The following is a 15,404-nucleotide window of genomic DNA, read 5'->3' on the forward strand; positions in this document are numbered from 1 at the left end:
CGAGAAGTCGATCAGTGGGTGCAACGCCCGAGGCGCTGCGGTATTCCGGGGTCAGGCGCGTGCGGCCTCGACGTCGACCGTGACGGGCGACTCCGGGGTGACGCCCTCGGCCGGGTCGGTCAGGGCGTCGTCGAGCTCGGCGAGGTACTTCTCGGCGTCGAGCGCGGCGACCGTGCCCGAACCAGCCGCGGTGATGGCCTGGCGGTAGGTGGGGTCGATGACGTCGCCGGCCGCGAACACACCGGGCAGGTTCGTCTTCGACGAGCGACCCTGGACCGCGATCGTGCCCTCGGGGGCGATGTCGATCTGGCCGTGGATGAGGTGCGTGCGCGGGTCGTTGCCGATCGCGATGAAGAGGCCGTCGAGGGCCAGTTCGCTCTCGGTACCGTCCACCGTGTCGCGCAGCGTGACGCCGGTCACCGCGGAGTCACCCGTGATGCCGATGACCTCCTTGTTCCAGGCGAACTCGATCTTCGGGTCGTTCATCGCGCGGTCCTGCATGATCTTCGACGCGCGCAGGGTGTCCTTGCGGTGGATGACCGTGACCTTGTCGGCGAAGCGGGTGAGGAACGTCGCCTCTTCCATCGCGGAGTCGCCTCCGCCGACGACGGCGATGTTCTTCTGGCGGAAGAAGAAGCCGTCGCAGGTCGCGCACCAGCTGACGCCGTGACCGGACAGGCGCTCTTCGTCGGCGAGGCCGAGGTGGCGGTACGCCGAACCGGTCGCGTAGATGACCGCGAGGGCCTCGTACGTCGTCCCGGAGCCGACGGTGACCTTCTTCACGTCGCCCGTGAGGTCGACCGACACGGCGTCGTCGTACAGGACCTCGGCGCCGAACTTCTCGGCCTGTTCCTGCATCTTGATCATGAGGTCCGGGCCCTGGATCCCCTCGGGGAAGCCCGGGAAGTTCTCGACCTCGGTCGTCTTCGTGAGCTCGCCGCCGGTCTCGACGCTCGAGGCGACGATCAGGGGCTTGAGCTCCGCGCGTGCAGCGTAGATGCCGGCGGTGAACCCGGCCGGGCCGGAACCGATGATGATGAGCTGGCGCATGCCTCGCTGCCCTTCCGTAGTTGTCTGACCGGGTCAACCAATGCTACCGGCGTGGCATTCCGTGCCACCCGGGAAGACGTCAGCGACCGAGGCGCTTGCGCAGGATGTCGACCGCGCCGCGGATCTCGCCGTTCTTCGCGACGACGAGCCCGCCGAAGTACACGGCCATCATCACGGCGCCGGTGAGGGCGATCGTGATGAGTGCGCCGGAGACGTCGGACATCGCGAACCCGTCGGCCGAGAAGCCGCCGAAGAAGTTCACGACGACGAGCCCCACGACACCGGCGATGAGGGCGGCGATGACGAACTGGACGTGCGACCGGGTCACGATCGGCCCCTCGATGCCGTCCAGGCGCTTCCGGACGAGCACGAGCGCGATGATCGTCTGCACGGTCCCGGCGACGGTCGTGCACACCGCGATCGAGACACCGATCACGTTGCCCGGGAAGGTCGCGACGGCGAGGGCCCCGATGACGAACAGCACGGACTGCACGCACTGCATCAGGAACGGCGTTCGGTGGTCGTGCAGGGCCCAGAACACCCGCTGGATGATGAAGAGCATGCTGAACAGCACGAGACCCGGCATGTAGGCCCACAGGACCTCGGCCATCGCCTGCGTGTGGTCGAACCGGTTCTCCCAGATCCGGGCGAACGGCATCGCGAGGACGATGAGCGCGACGCTCGCGAACACGGTGAACAGCCCGACGATCCGGAGCGAGAGCGAGAGGTTCCGGCGCACCGCTGCCAGGTCGCCGCGCTCGGCGTCGTGGCTCATGCGCGTGAAGTACGCCGTCGCGATCGAGACCGCGATGATCGAGTGCGGGAGCATGAACAGCAGCCACGTCGTGCCGAGGGTGGCGATGCCGGCACCACCGGCGAGCGATGCCACGCGCGACTGCACGATGCCGGCGAGCTGCGTCACGAGGATCATCGCGAAGAGCCACCCGGCGGCCGTCCCGGTGGAGCGGAGCCCCACCCCGCGCCAGCGGAAGTCCGGTCGGAAGGTCAGTCCGGCACGCCGCCAGAAGAACGGCAGGAACGCGGCCTGCGCGAACACGCCGAGCGACGCGCTGCCGGCGAGGACGGCGATCTTGACGGCCGTCCATCCCTCGGTCGAGGAGTTGACGTCGCGGCCGCCGAACAGCGCGATGAAGACGATCAGGCCCGCGATCGCGATGACGTTGTTGATGAGCGGCGCCCAGGTGAAGGGTCCGAACACCTGCTTGGCGTTCAGGACCTCGCCGAGGAGCGAGTACATCGCGTAGAAGAGGATCTGCGGCAGGCACCAGAACGCGAAGGCGACGGCGAGGTCCGTCTGCGCGGGCGTGAAGCCCTTGCTGTCGCCCGACGCCTGCTGGCTGTAGACCCACACGAGGAACGGTGCGAGGAGCGTCGCGACGATCGTGATCACGACGAACACCGACCCGCCGAGCGTCACGATCTTGTTGACGTAGGCCACCCCGCCGTCCGTGTGCTGCTTCATCGATCGGACGATCTGCGGGATCAGGACGGCCGACAGCAGGCCGCCCGCGATGAGCGCGTAGATGTTGTTCGGCAGCTGGTTCGAGATGCCGAAGGCGTTCGCCGCGTCGGAACCGGTGTTGCCGATCGCGAAGGCGAGGACGAAGGTCTTCGCGAAGCCGAGGACGCGCGACAGCATGGTTCCAGCCGCGAGCATCGCGCTCGCGCGGCCGAGACTGCGCTCGGCCACCGGCTCGGCGTGGACCGCGGGCTGGGGCTGGGTGGTGCTGATGATCGGCTCCTCGGGGTCGGCTGACGGTGCGTCGCGCACCGCGGTGTCGGACTGGAGGAACGGTGCACGTCCGTCTCGCGACGACGCGGCCGGCAGGGCCTCGCCACCGACCACCGGCTGGACCTCGAGCGGACGGTTCGGGTCCTCGTCGTCGTCAGCGTCCACGTCGCCGTTCCGGCGACGACGGCGCTTCCGGATGCTCCGGACGATGCCGAACCCGAAGATCGCGACGAGGGCCACCGCCGCGGCTGCGGTGATGACCGTCTCCCACTGGGCCTGGACGTTGAGCTCGACCGTGGCGGGGGTGGCGATCTTCACGCCGGTCGGGCTCGTGAGCGACAGGGTCAGGTTCACCTTGCCGTTCGCGACCGACTGGACCGGCACGGTGGTCCGGGTCGAGGAGTCTGGCTGGATCTTGACCTCGATGTCGTTCCGCACGATCCGCAACGCCGAGTTCGACGGCTGCACGGACAGCAGCACCGTGACCGGGTAGTCGGAGCGGTTCCGGATCGAGATCGGGAGCGACGACCGGTCACCGAGCAGGGTCAGGCTGCTCGAGTCCGGGATGCTGATCTGCGCGGTCTTCCCCGCCCAGTTCGCGAGCTGGGCGTCGATCGCGGTCGCGAGGCCGGATGCGTCGTCCCGCCAGGCGTTCGACGCCAGGGCGAGCAGTCGGAGCCGTGCCGGTGCGGTCAGGTCGGTCGGGGTGTCGAGCGCGGACGCGAACCCGGCGAGGTCCTGCTCGCCGTCGACCAGGCGGTCCAGCTGGTCGGTGCGGGCGTCGCCGTTCGTCCCGGCCGCGAGCGTGAGGGACCCGGCGGTGGCGGAGGCCGTCGTGGACAGGTCCGCCGGCGCGACCCAGGCGGTGTCCTCGAGCGCGTCGAGGGCTTGGCTGAGCCGCGTGGAGTTCGTCGGCCAGTCGCGCCCGAGGGTCAGCAGGATCGGTGCCTCGGCCGTCCCCGCCCGCGCCGAGGTCGCGAGCGTCGCGGTGAGCTCCGACATCGCCGTCGACCACTCCTGCTGGTTCGACGCGGTGGCGGCGGTCCGGAGGAGGGCGGACATCGACTGGTCGGACACCAGGACGTGCTCGCTGCCGATCCGCTCGGAGGCGGCGATGGTCGTGTCGGCGCCGGCGGAGGTGTTGCCGCTCGACACGATCGTGGTCGTGGAGCCGGCCTTGGCCAGTGCCGGCAGGTCCGCCGCGGCGACGGTGCCGTCGGACGGCCACGCGATGCCGTCCATCGAGTACGGGAAGTCGAGCAGCGAGGCGGTCGTGGGCAGCGTCGCCGGTGTCCCGTCGTCGGTGCCGGGGTCGGCCGTGGGCTCGTCGCTCGGCGTGCTCGTCGCGGACGGGTCGGCCGTCGGGCTCGTGGCGTCCGCCGTCGGGGTCGGGGTCGGTGTGGACGCCCCGGGGAAGTTCTGCTCCTTGATCTCCTGGTCGAGGGAGATCGGTGCGAGGATCCCGTCCGACCCCGCCTGCCGGAGGCCGGTGACGTCGGCGTCGGCGTACGGCAGGGCGAAGGTCTCGTTGCGGAGCGACTCGAGCCGGCTCAGCCAGGCGATCGCCGAGGACGGCGCGTTCTCGCCGAGGATGCGGATGGAGGCGATGATCCGCGGGTCGATGGCGACCGCGACGTTGTGGTCCTCGGCGGCGTCGAGCTGCTGGGTGAGCGTGCCGTCGACGGCGGTCGTGGCCGCCAGGGTGCCCGCGGACAGCAGCCCCTGGTTGGTCTCCGGGACGGTGATCGGCATCGCCACCGAGACGCTGACCGGGGTCTGGTCGGACTCGGGGTACCAGGTGATCGCGGACCGGGCCACGGCGTAGGTGTCGCCGGCCGTGTACTCGGCCGCGATGCGCCGCGCACCGAACGAGGAGTACCCGCCGAGCGCGACGTTGCCCGCGACGATCTTGACCGAGCCGAGCGTGACCGAACGGTGCGCGGGGACCGCCGGGACGTCCACGGAGTCCATGGGGGCGCCGAGGTAACCGGTCGTGCTGGTGTCGGCGAGCCAGTCCGAGAGCACGTCGCGCGTGCTCACGGAGCGGAAGATGTCGAGCTCCGCGGTGCCGGCGGGGACGTCGGCATCGGTGTCGTTCGTGACCGTCACCGAGAGCTCGAGCTCCTCGTCCCGCTGGACGATCCCACGGTTCGCCGGGGCGATCGAGATGGTGGTCTTGCCCGCCGCGGCGGCCGCGGGGTGCGCCGTCCGGGTCGTGGTCGACGAGACCGTCGTGGCGTGGGCGCCGTCGGTCGCGGCGGGCGCGACGACGAGGCCGAGCGCGACGAGGGCCGACGCGGCGGCGGCGAGCGTGGTGCGGAAGATCTGCATGCGAAGGGGCCCACGGGGTCGGTCCGGGCCGTCCACGAGTGTATGAGGCCAGACCATGAACGCTCCCGTGCGCGCGGACGTTGTGGAGAACTCGGGCCCTGGATCTGGGAGGATGAGGACCGTCATGCAGTCCGTTGCCCAGGCCGTCGAGCGACTCGACGCACTCGCCGCCACCGAGCCCGTCGCCCTCCTCGCTCGGGCCTTCGCCGACGCCGGACACGAACTGGCGCTCGTCGGGGGACCCGTCCGCGACGCCTTCCTCGGTCGTGCCGTCACCGACCTCGACTTCACCACCGACGCCCGCCCGGACGACATCCTGCGGATCGTCGAGCCGATCGCGAACAAGACCTGGGACGTCGGCCGGCAGTTCGGCACCATCGCCGCGCGGGTGGCCGGCGAGCAGGTCGAGATCACCACGTACCGCAGCGACGTCTACGACGGCGAGACCCGCAAGCCCGAGGTCGCGTTCGGTGACACCATCGGAGACGACCTGCTCCGCCGGGACTTCACCGTCAACGCGATGGCGCTCCGCCTGCCCGCCCGGGAACTCGTCGACGTGCACGGCGGCGTCGAGGACCTGCTCGCCGGGCGGCTGCACACGCCGCAGGCCGCGCGGGTGTCCTTCCGCGACGACCCGCTGCGGATGATGCGCGCGGCCCGGTTCACGGCGCAGCTCGGCTTCACCGTCTCGGACGAGGTGCGTGCGGCCATGACGGACCTGGCCGGGTCGATCGACATCGTGTCCGCCGAACGTGTCCGCGACGAGCTGGTGAAGCTGCTGGGCACCGACGCGCCGGTCGACGGCATCCGACTTCTCGTCGACACGGGTCTGGCCGAGCGGTTCCTGCCGGAGCTCCCCGCGATGCGGCTCGAGATCGACGAGCACCACCACCACAAGGACGTCTACGAGCACTCGCTGACCGTGCTCGAGCAGGCCATCGGGTACGAGGCCGAGCGGCACGCGGGCGAGGCGCCGGACACCGTGCTCCGGCTCGCCGCCCTGCTGCACGACATCGGGAAGCCGGCGACCCGCAAGCTCGAGCCCGGCGGCGCCGTGAGCTTCCACCACCACGACCTGGTCGGCTCGAAGCTCGCGAAGAAGCGGCTCCGTGCGCTGCGGTTCGACAACGACACCATCGCCGCGGTGTCGCGCCTGATCGAGCTGCACCTGCGGTTCTTCGGCTACACCGAGGGTGCCTGGACCGACTCCGCCGTCCGACGCTACGTCCGGGACGCGGGCGACCAGCTCGAGCGGCTGCACGAGCTGACGCGCTCCGACGTGACCACCCGGAACCGCCGGAAGGCCGACCGGCTCGCCTTCGCGTACGACGACCTCGAGGACCGCATCGCGGAACTCTCCGAGCAGGAGAAGCTCGACTCGATCCGGCCAGACCTCTCCGGCGACGACATCATGCGCATCCTCGACATCCCGCCGGGCCGTGCCGTCGGCGAGGCGTACCGCTTCCTCCTCGAGGTGCGGATGGACGAGGGGCCCCTCGGTCCCGACGACGCCGAGGCGCGCCTGCGCGACTGGTGGGCCGCCCGCGACGCGACCGCCTGACGGGCGCGAGCGGTTCTCCACAGGCGGTGGCGCGCCTCCAGGCCGTCCGCTAAGCTTGCCGGGTTGTCCGCGCACGCACTCTGCGCTGCCGGGCACATGCATCAACCCTCCTGCCCCGAGAACTGCTCGGGGCCGCTGAGACCAGAGGAGGTGGGTTCCGCATGCACCAGTACGAACTGATGGCGATCCTCGACCCCGAGATCGACGAGCGCACCGTCGCTCCCAGCCTGGACAAGTTCCTCGCTGTGATCCGCAACGACGGTGGCACCGTCGACAACGTGGACGTCTGGGGCCGTCGTCGTCTCGCCTACGAGATCGCGAAGAAGTCCGAGGGCATCTACGCCGTCGTGGACTTCACGTCCACCCCCGAGGCCGCCAAGGAGCTGGACCGTCAGCTCGGTCTCTCCGAGGCCGTGCTCCGCACGAAGGTCCTCCGCGCTGAAGAGGGCATCGCGCAGGTCGCCGCCCAGAAGCAGCGCGACGAGGCCCGCGCGGCCCGCAAGGCCGCCAACGCGACCGCGAGCGCCGAGTAACCCGTGGCCGGCGAAACCGTCATCACGGTGGTGGGCAACCTCACCGCGGACCCGGAGCTGCGCTACACGCAGAACGGGCTCGCCGTGGCGAACTTCACCATCGCGTCGACTCCTCGCACGTTCGACCGTCAGGCGAACGAGTGGAAGGACGGCGACGCGCTGTTCCTCCGTGCGAGTGTCTGGCGCGAGTTCGCCGAGCACGTGGCGGGCTCGCTGACGAAGGGCTCGCGCGTCATCGCGCAGGGTCGCCTCCGTCAGCGCTCGTACCAGGACCGTGAAGGCCAGCAGCGCACGAGCATCGAGCTCGAGGTCGACGAGATCGGCCCCTCGCTCCGCTACGCGACCGCGCAGATCACCCGTGCTGCGGGTGGCTCCGGCGGCGGTCGTGGCCAGGTCGGCGGCGGCAACGCCCCGGCGGGCAACGGCGGCAACGGCGGCGGCTGGAACAACGGTGGCGGTCAGTCGGACGCGCCCTGGTCCCCCCAGGGCGGCCAGCAGGGCGGCAACGCACAGTCGAACGACGTGTGGAGCACCCCGGGCGGCACGTACGACGACGAGACCCCGTTCTGATCCTCCGCGGTTCAACGGACACAACTTCCACTTCTTAAGGACAAACAATGGCTGGAAAGAGCACCGGCGACCGCCGGAAGCCTCGCGGTAAGGGCGGCAAGAACGCCGCTCCCGCGAAGTCGATCAAGGTCGGCGTCATCGACTACAAGGACGTCGCGACCCTTCGCAAGTTCATCTCGGAGCGTGGCAAGATCCGCGCCCGTCGCATCACCGGCGTCTCCGTCCAGGAGCAGCGCCTCATCGCCCGTGCCGTGAAGAACGCCCGTGAGATGGCGCTCCTCCCCTACGCCGGCTCCGGCCGCTGATCGGAGGTCGACACATGTCGAAGCTCATCCTCACCCACGAGGTCTCCGGCCTCGGTTCCGCCGGTGACGTCGTCGACGTCAAGAACGGCTACGCCCGCAACTACCTCATCCCCCAGGGCTTCGCTGTCGCGTGGTCCAAGGGCGGCGAGAAGCAGGTCGAGTCGATCCGGGCCGCGCGTACCGCGCGCGAGCTCGCCACCATCGAAGAGGCCCAGGACCTCAAGATGAAGCTCGAGAACGCGACCATCAAGCTGACCGTCAAGGCCGGCAAGGACGGTCGTCTGTTCGGCTCCGTCCGTCCGGGCGACGTCGCTGACGCCGTCCAGGCGCAGGGCGTCGGCTCGCTCGACAAGCGCAAGGTCGAGGTCCCCGCGACCATCAAGACCGTCGGTGACCACGAGGCCACCGTGCGTCTGCGCGAGGACATCACTGCCGTGATCTCGCTCCAGGTCGTCGCCGCCAAGTAACGCTGGCTGCGGTCTTCCGCTCACGACGGGCGGGTCTCCTCCGGGAGGCCCGCCCGTTGTCATGTCCGCGGGCTGTCCCCGCCGCGGTGGGCTGCTTCCGCCGCTTCGGTGGGCTGCTTCCGCCGTTTCGGTGGGCTGGTTCCGCCGTTCCGGTGGGCTGCGCCAGGCCGGGAGGCGCGGGTCGTCCCGCGCTGACCGGTTACCTCACAGACGGGGTCGCGCTTGCTGGGAACCGGTTGGGAACGTTCTCCTCCGGTTCCCGTTTGTCAACCGTTTTTACACAGCCGAAACGATCGAAATCGCAACCTTCAATGCGCACTTGAACCCCGCTTCTCCACACATGGTGTGGAACGGGAAACCCCAGGTCAAATGGTCGAAAGTCTGTTCCCCATGCCGGTTGTCCACATGCCTCTCCACAGTTGTCCACACAGCACCCCGGCGTGTTCCGCAAGCTCTCCACAGAGTTATCCACAGGGCCGTTTGCTGGGGATAACTCTGTCCCCGTAGCTTGGCCCAGCGACTCGGCGATGTCGGTCGCCCGGGGTAGAACAGGGGCGGTCGGTTCGTCCGCGCCGCCCGCCACGACGGTCGGTCGGTTCGTCCGTGTCCGCCGCCAACCAAGAGGAGCAAGTGTGTCGATCGCGCATCTCGAGCCCGCACCGCAGGACTACGCGGAGCGTGGTGGCGCAGAGCGGACTCCCCCGCACGACATGCTCGCCGAACAGTCGACCATCGGCGGCATGCTCCTGTCGAAGGACGCCGTCGCCGACGTCATCGAGACCGCTCGCGGGGTCGACTTCTACATCCCGAAGCACGAGGTCATCTTCGACGCGATCCTCTCGCTCTACTCGCACGGTGAACCGACCGACGTCATCGCGGTCACCGACGAACTGACGAAGACCGGTCTGCTGTCCCGTGCCGGTGGCGCCGAGTACCTGCACAGCGTCACGAGCATGGTGCCCACCGCCGCGAATGCCGGCTACTACGCCGCGATCGTGGCCGAGAAGGCCGTGCTCCGTCGCCTCGTCGACGCCGGTACCCGCATCGTGCAGATGGGCTACGCGTCCGAGGGTGAGGTCACCGACCTCGTCAACAGCGCCCAGGCCGAGGTGTACAACGTCGCCGGCGGTGTGCAGACCGAGGACTACGTCCCCCTGACCGACGCCATCTCCGCCGCGCTCGACGAGATCGAGGCCGCCAAGGGTCGTGACGGGCAGATGACCGGTGTCCCGACCGGCTTCGCGCAGCTCGACGGCCTCACCAACGGCTTCCACCCCGGGCAGCTCATCATCATCGCCGCCCGCCCGGCCCTCGGGAAGTCGACGCTCGCGCTCGACCTCTGCCGCGCGGCCGCGATCAAGCACAACGAGACCGCCGCGTTCTTCTCCCTCGAGATGGGCCGTGCCGAGATCGCGATGCGTCTGCTCTCCGCCGAGTCGAGCGTGCCGCTGCAGAACATGCGCAAGGGCACCGTCGACTCCCGCGACTGGACGACGATCGCGCAGACCCGCGGCCGCATCAACGACGCCCCGTTCTTCATCGACGACTCTCCCAACATGACCCTCGTCGAGATCCGAGCGAAGTGCCGTCGCCTCAAGCAGCAGCACAACCTCCGCATGGTCGTCATCGACTACCTGCAGCTCATGACCTCCGGCAAGAAGGTCGAGAGCCGCCAGCAAGAGGTCTCCGAGTTCTCGCGTGCGCTGAAGCTGATGGCGAAGGAGCTCCAGGTGCCGGTCGTCGCGCTGTCGCAGCTGAACCGTGGTCCCGAGCAGCGTGCGGACAAGAAGCCCCAGATCTCCGACCTGCGTGAGTCCGGGTCGATCGAGCAGGACGCCGACATGGTCATCCTGCTGCACCGTGAGTCCGCCTACGAGAAGGACAACCCGCGTCAGGGTGAGGCGGACCTCATCGTGGCGAAGCACCGCAACGGGCCGACGGACACCATCACTGTGGCGTTCCACGGGATGTTCTCGAGGTTCGTGGACATGCCGCAGTAGGCAGTCGTGTTGTCGTCCGCCAGCTAACTTGTCCTACTGCCACGTAGCGTGTCCTGAAATACGGAGTTGGACAGGGTGTTTGGCAGCGCGGACAGCCTTGGACTAGTGCAGGGCTCAGCCCTCGTGCGCCGGGAGGCGTACGTACAGCATGCGTGAACTGAGATAGCCCGCGGACCACCTATGTGAGACAGGGCTCACTCCAGAGCAGGGCCGTAGGAGTCCGAAGCCCCCGCAGGCATCTCGTGGCTCGCTGGCGAACCGGTCATCGGACGGCTTCCTCGTGGTCAACGAACAGTCCCTTGAGCGTATGCACCCAGTCGTAGGCGGCGTAACGCTTCAGATGAGCGAACTCTTGCTGCCGCTCTCGACGACGTAGGACACGAACGCCGAGCACGCCACGAGCATGTACTTGGCAAGGGTCTGGTCGGCGTCTGCTTCGTCAATCGCCGCGTGACGGATGCCCTGCGCATCCGAGGTCCACCCGTACATCTTCGACCAGGCACTCTCGAGCGCGGGGTGCAGTTCGGTGCCTTCGGCCTTGAGTTTCTTCAATCCGGACCCGAGCGTGTTCTCCCCGGTGACCGTTGCCACGACGGACTCGACTGCGGAGATGGCTTCCTTAATGGTGTTCGGGTAATCGGGCTTCTGCCGGTCGGAGAGCAGCTCCGTTGCTCGGACGAGATGGTGCCGGGCGCCCGTGAGCTGTGCCGTGACGTCCAACGCGTCGGTTACCGCGGCGGCGGATACGTCGTCACCGAGCGGGACAAGTTCTTGTCCGATCAGCCGGTACCCCACGAGGTACTGCTCGAGGGTGGCGTTGAGGAGCCCGTCGAACACATCAGGGACTTGGTAGGTGTACTGATTCGAGAATCGGTGCAGGTACTTGCCGTACTCCTCGATGCAGTTCAACGCTTCGAACCAATCCCCGTCGAGGATGACCAACTTGACGCGGTCCCAGACAACGTCGTCTCGCGGCTGCTCATCGCGTGGGCGTTTGAAGTACCACGCCCATAGAGCGGCGTTGATCGCCGTCTCCACGTCGTAGCCGACGTCGTCCCGCCGCGTCATACCGCGCGCGAGAAAGATGACGTTCCACAGCTCGGTTCGCGTCTCGATGTCGAGCGTGTCCGTCTGCGTCAGAGTCCGCGGCGAGGTGTACCCCATGCGTTCAGCGAAGGACATGACCGAACCATAGCGGCAGCCGCCGACGCATGTCTCCGTTGGGAAGAGGAGCGGACGGAGATGCTCAGGGGCGCCGTGCAGGAAGCGCCGACATGCCCCGGGAGGGAGATGGCTCCGGGGACTTGGTGGCTTGAGGATTGGCGAGCAACGATTCGACGTGTACGAAATCTGGGTGCAGTCGGACATTGTCCCACTCGAGGTCAACGTCAGCGCAGTCGAACTCGGAGCGCGCTGACCCTGCTCGCCCTCGCGGGATGCAGAACGCCTCACACGTCCGCCGGCCGCCCCTAACGCTCGCTGGCGTCTCGGTGACGAATCGGCCAACGAAACGGTCGACGCCCGGCAGGACGAGGTTGAGCCCTGTCGCGGTCGTCGGGCGCCGGGCGCCGGGCGCCGGGTAGCGTCGAAGCATGACATCGTGGTGGGATCGCACCGATCCTTCAGACGATCCGAAATCGACGAATCGTATGCCTGCGGGACTTCTCGAGTCGTGGTGGAACGTCATCGCGGGTGCCGCTCTGATGATCGGTCTCCCGATCATCGTGCTCAGTGGCGGCTTCAACGCACCGCGCATCGCGTTCGCTCTCTTCAGCCTGGCCATCACGGTGGCACTCGAGCTCGTCTTCTTCAGGAAGCTTGTCCAGCGGATCGCCGGCCGACGCGCACTTCGCGCGGAGCGCGATGACGATTCATGAAGTAGGTCTCGTTACGCTCGCGCGTCCGTACACCGATCGGCCACCGGACGTTCGGAAAGCTGCACCACTACCCCGGCGTTGTCTGCTCGTCTGGTGTCGGTTTGGAGGTTCGCTCCGTGTCCTACCGCGTCCCGGAACGGACCGGCTCTGCGATGGTGGGTGCTCTGCCGCCGAGCGTTACCCGGAGCTGCGCTACGGACTGATTTGACCACCGGTACTCGAGCTGCGAGCGGTGTCCAGGAACGCCGTCACAGCAGGCCCCGGGTGGCCTGACCAGATTGCGCGCAGCGGCCGGATCAGTGGCGGGCCGAGCAGTAGCACCCGGACGAGGGCGCCGTCGGCGAGGTCTGTGTCGACGGTGCGGAGACTCATCACCGCGGGCGCGATGCCCGCTCGAGCGTTGGCGCGGATGATGCCGGTCGTTTCCAGCACTGCAGCCGGCGGGTCCAGGGTCAGGCCCGCGTCGTCGAGCCACGCCTCGACCGTGGCGCGGGTGCCGGACCCTTCCTCACGGAGCAGCAGCGGCGTCTCCGCGAGCTCATCCGCGGTGATGACCGAAGCGCTTGCCCACGGATGATGCGGAGCCACGACGACCACCAGTTCGTCCTCGTCGACCACCAGCGACGAGAGGTCAGCTGGCGCAGCAGGGGTCTCCGTGAACCCGACGTCGGCAGCGCCGGAGCGAACGAGGTCGGTCACAGCGGCGGAGTTCCCGGCGATCAAGCGCACCGAGGCCGCGGGTGTCACGGCCCGGTGGGCGAGCAACCATCCAGGCAGCAGGAGTTCGGCGATCGTCTGCGACGCTGCGACCACGAGCGATCCCGCCGGTTCCCGCAGCGCGGCGACTCCTGCTTCGAGCCGCCGGGAGGCCTCCAACACCGGGACGGCCAGACCGAGCACCACCCGGCCGGCGTCGGTCAGCGCGGTCCCGGACGCCGTCCGGTGCGCCAGCGGCTGACCGGTCGCCTGCTCCGCAGCACGCAAGCGCGCAGACACCGCCTGCTGCGTCACCCTCAACACCTCGGCCGCACGGGTCAACGAACCAGTCTCAGCGACGCGGACGAGGACCTCGAGGGTGTCGAGGTCCAGAGTCCGGTCCGTCAACCGCCGCAGTGCCACAAGCAACCATTGTGCCCTGCCAACGAGTCCGCCGTTCCCGAACCACGGGAACGCGCGCACGATGGGCGCATGTCCGCTCACCTCGCCCACGCACCCGCGACGTCCGAGCACGATGCGCGCGACCGGCGGCTGTTCCGGGAGCTGGAGCGGCCTGGTCTGATCGTGTCGAACCTGACCCCGAACTGGTTCGCATCGATCATGGGCACCGGGATCGTCGCCGTCGCTGCCGCGTCGCTGCCGCTGCAGTTCCCCGGCCTGCGCACGGCGGCGACGATCGTGTGGGCGATCGCGGCGGTCCTGCTCGTCGCCCTCACCATCGCGACGGCCCTGCACTGGGTCCGCTACCGGAGCACCGCAGCGAAGCACCACCTCAACCCGGTGATCTCGCACTTCTACGGGGCACCGCCGATGGCGTTCCTCACCGTCGGCGCCGGCACGATCCTCCTCGGCAAGGACTGGATCGGCCTCCCCGCCGCCGTCACCGTCGACTGGGTCCTCTGGAGCATCGGTACCGTCGGCGGGCTCCTCACAGCGGTCCTGGTGCCGTACCTGGCGTTCACCCGCCACGAGAACACGCCCGACTCGGCATTCGGGGGTTGGCTGATGCCGATCGTCCCGCCGATGGTGTCCGCCTCCACCGGTGCGCTCCTCCTGCCGTACGCCCCCGCCGGGCAGGCGCGGGAGACACTGCTGTGGTCCTGCTACGGCTTCTTCGGCCTCAGCCTCATCACGTCCCTGGTCGTGATCACGCTCATCTGGAACCGACTGGCGCAGCACAAGGTCGGTGCCGCCGGCATGGTGCCGACCCTGTGGATCGTCCTCGGCCCGGTCGGACAGTCGATCACCGCGGTGAACCTCCTCGCATCGAACGCCCCCACCGTCGTCGACGCCTCCACCGCCCACGCACTCCTCGTCGTGGCACTGGTGTACGGGTTCGCGATGCTCGGATTCGCGCTGCTGTGGACCGTCATCGCCCTCACCATCACCATCCGCACCGCCCGCGAACACCTGCCATTCAGCCTGACCTGGTGGTCCTTCACGTTCCCCGTCGGCACCTGCGTCACCGGGCTGAACGGCCTGACCCTGCACTCCGGACTCACCGTCATCGCCGTCCTCGCAGTCGTCTACTACGCCGGCCTCGCCACCGCATGGCTGATCGTCGCCGTCCGCACCTTCCACGGCTCCGTCATCCGCGGCACACTCCTCGCACCACCACAGCCGGCATGAGCACCCCTGACGAACTCGCGGATGAGGTCGCGGACCTCCGATCGCTGAACGTCCTCGCGGAGGCATGGCGCACCGCACCCGACGGCTCGCGACGGTTCGTCCCGAGCTTCGACCCACGATCCGGCGGCACGGCTAGCCGAGTGCTGGTCCTCATGCAGTCGCCCGGCCCGCAGACCATTGCCGCAGCGCACTCGGCGGTCTGCAGCGAGGACAACCCGGGGCCGACCGCGGCCGCGTTCCGCGAAGCCCGCATCGAGTCCGGACTTGCACGCAACGAGTACCTCCGCTGGAACCTCATCCCGTGGGAACTCCCCGGCCGTGGACGACCTGCAGACATCGACGAGGGACGACATGCCCTCGGCGTTCTCCTCAGGGCACTCCCCTCCGTCGAGGCGATCGTCACGTACGGGAGCATCGCTCTCGACGGAGTCATGCGACATTTCACCCTGGACGAGCACGCCCGACTCGTCCCCGTCATCGCGGCACCACACCCCTCTCCCGCCAACGGCCGCCACCGCACGGAACAGCACCGACGTTCCGTCCAGGCACTCCGACTCGCCGCACGGACGCGTCGGATGTAGCGAGGCTTCAACTGCCTTCACTGGCAAGGC

Annotated in this window: 13 protein-coding genes; 9 read left to right on the forward strand and 4 right to left on the reverse strand. The window is 68.7% G+C overall.

Annotated elements, in window-relative coordinates; all coding sequences use genetic code 11:
• Positions 1–51: 51 nt before the first annotated feature.
• Both trxB and ACNQOV_RS00835 read right to left on the reverse strand, forming a co-directional pair.
• Entirely contained in the window at positions 52–1,050 is a 999-nt protein-coding gene (trxB, locus tag ACNQOV_RS00830) for a thioredoxin-disulfide reductase (protein ID WP_416392955.1), read from the reverse strand.
• 79 nt (positions 1,051–1,129) lie between these two features.
• Positions 1,130–5,134: a DUF6049 family protein gene (locus ACNQOV_RS00835; protein ID WP_416392956.1), complete on the reverse strand. Its 4,005-nt coding sequence runs from the start codon at positions 5,132–5,134 to the stop codon at positions 1,130–1,132.
• 124 nt (positions 5,135–5,258) lie between these two features.
• On the opposite strand from ACNQOV_RS00835, the gene ACNQOV_RS00840 reads away from it, so the two are divergent.
• The 6 genes from ACNQOV_RS00840 (at position 5,259) to dnaB (ending at position 10,570) form a co-directional block, all read left to right on the forward strand.
• Positions 5,259–6,695 carry a CCA tRNA nucleotidyltransferase gene (locus tag ACNQOV_RS00840; protein ID WP_416392957.1) on the forward strand — a complete coding sequence of 479 codons (1,437 nt, stop codon included), beginning with the start codon at positions 5,259–5,261 and terminating at the stop codon, positions 6,693–6,695.
• A gap of 161 nt (positions 6,696–6,856) precedes the next feature.
• Positions 6,857–7,228: a 30S ribosomal protein S6 gene (rpsF, locus tag ACNQOV_RS00845; RefSeq protein WP_022907088.1), complete on the forward strand. Its 372-nt coding sequence runs from the start codon at positions 6,857–6,859 to the stop codon at positions 7,226–7,228.
• Between the two features lie 3 nt (positions 7,229–7,231).
• A complete protein-coding gene (locus ACNQOV_RS00850; protein ID WP_022907087.1) occupies positions 7,232–7,798 on the forward strand; it encodes a single-stranded DNA-binding protein in 567 nt (188 codons plus the stop codon).
• Between the two features lie 47 nt (positions 7,799–7,845).
• A complete protein-coding gene (gene rpsR, locus ACNQOV_RS00855) occupies positions 7,846–8,103 on the forward strand; it encodes a 30S ribosomal protein S18 (RefSeq protein ID WP_017887834.1) in 258 nt (85 codons plus the stop codon).
• 14 nt (positions 8,104–8,117) lie between these two features.
• Positions 8,118–8,570: a 50S ribosomal protein L9 gene (gene rplI, locus ACNQOV_RS00860; RefSeq protein ID WP_144711708.1), complete on the forward strand. Its 453-nt coding sequence runs from the start codon at positions 8,118–8,120 to the stop codon at positions 8,568–8,570.
• A gap of 632 nt (positions 8,571–9,202) precedes the next feature.
• Positions 9,203–10,570 carry a replicative DNA helicase gene (gene dnaB, locus ACNQOV_RS00865; RefSeq protein ID WP_402266088.1) on the forward strand — a complete coding sequence of 456 codons (1,368 nt, stop codon included), beginning with the start codon at positions 9,203–9,205 and terminating at the stop codon, positions 10,568–10,570.
• Between the two features lie 336 nt (positions 10,571–10,906).
• Here the strand turns inward: dnaB and ACNQOV_RS00870 are convergent, their stop codons facing one another.
• The gene (locus ACNQOV_RS00870) at positions 10,907–11,752 is read right to left on the reverse strand and encodes an AbiJ-NTD4 domain-containing protein (RefSeq protein WP_416392958.1); all 846 of its coding nucleotides are present in this window, start codon (positions 11,750–11,752) and stop codon (positions 10,907–10,909) included.
• 410 nt (positions 11,753–12,162) lie between these two features.
• Here ACNQOV_RS00870 and ACNQOV_RS00875 point away from each other — a divergent pair, with 410 nt between their 5' ends.
• Positions 12,163–12,447: a hypothetical protein gene (locus ACNQOV_RS00875; protein ID WP_416392959.1), complete on the forward strand. Its 285-nt coding sequence runs from the start codon at positions 12,163–12,165 to the stop codon at positions 12,445–12,447.
• A 192-nt stretch (positions 12,448–12,639) separates the two neighbouring features.
• Here the strand turns inward: ACNQOV_RS00875 and ACNQOV_RS00880 are convergent, their stop codons facing one another.
• The gene (locus tag ACNQOV_RS00880; protein WP_416392960.1) at positions 12,640–13,626 is read right to left on the reverse strand and encodes a LysR family transcriptional regulator; all 987 of its coding nucleotides are present in this window, start codon (positions 13,624–13,626) and stop codon (positions 12,640–12,642) included.
• Positions 13,627–13,635: 9 nt separating this feature from the next.
• Between ACNQOV_RS00880 and ACNQOV_RS00885 the strand changes: the two genes are divergently transcribed.
• The gene (locus ACNQOV_RS00885; protein ID WP_416392961.1) at positions 13,636–14,793 is read left to right on the forward strand and encodes a TDT family transporter; all 1,158 of its coding nucleotides are present in this window, start codon (positions 13,636–13,638) and stop codon (positions 14,791–14,793) included.
• Positions 14,790–15,374 carry a uracil-DNA glycosylase gene (locus ACNQOV_RS00890; RefSeq protein WP_416392962.1) on the forward strand — a complete coding sequence of 195 codons (585 nt, stop codon included), beginning with the start codon at positions 14,790–14,792 and terminating at the stop codon, positions 15,372–15,374. Before ACNQOV_RS00885 ends, ACNQOV_RS00890 begins: the two co-directional genes overlap by 4 nt.
• The last annotated feature ends 30 nt before the right edge of the window (positions 15,375–15,404 follow it).

The organism is Curtobacterium sp. LFS084, from assembly GCF_047977705.1.
Taxonomy (GTDB): Bacteria; Actinomycetota; Actinomycetes; order Actinomycetales; family Microbacteriaceae; genus Curtobacterium.

Bases quoted from the DNA above. Each gene is read 5' to 3' on its own strand.
- ACNQOV_RS00890 (WP_416392962.1), top strand. From the start codon at position 14,790: ATGAGCACCCCTGACGAACTCGCGGATGAGGTCGCGGACCTCCGATCG.
- ACNQOV_RS00885 (WP_416392961.1), top strand. From the start codon at position 13,636: ATGTCCGCTCACCTCGCCCACGCACCCGCGACGTCCGAGCACGATGCG.
- ACNQOV_RS00875 (WP_416392959.1), top strand. From the start codon at position 12,163: ATGACATCGTGGTGGGATCGCACCGATCCTTCAGACGATCCGAAATCG.
- ACNQOV_RS00870 (WP_416392958.1), bottom strand. From the start codon at position 11,752: ATGTCCTTCGCTGAACGCATGGGGTACACCTCGCCGCGGACTCTGACG.
- rpsR (WP_017887834.1), top strand. From the start codon at position 7,846: ATGGCTGGAAAGAGCACCGGCGACCGCCGGAAGCCTCGCGGTAAGGGC.
- ACNQOV_RS00840 (WP_416392957.1), top strand. From the start codon at position 5,259: ATGCAGTCCGTTGCCCAGGCCGTCGAGCGACTCGACGCACTCGCCGCC.
- trxB (WP_416392955.1), bottom strand. From the start codon at position 1,050: ATGCGCCAGCTCATCATCATCGGTTCCGGCCCGGCCGGGTTCACCGCC.
- rplI (WP_144711708.1), top strand. From the start codon at position 8,118: ATGTCGAAGCTCATCCTCACCCACGAGGTCTCCGGCCTCGGTTCCGCC.
- ACNQOV_RS00835 (WP_416392956.1), bottom strand. From the start codon at position 5,134: ATGCAGATCTTCCGCACCACGCTCGCCGCCGCCGCGTCGGCCCTCGTC.
- rpsF (WP_022907088.1), top strand. From the start codon at position 6,857: ATGCACCAGTACGAACTGATGGCGATCCTCGACCCCGAGATCGACGAG.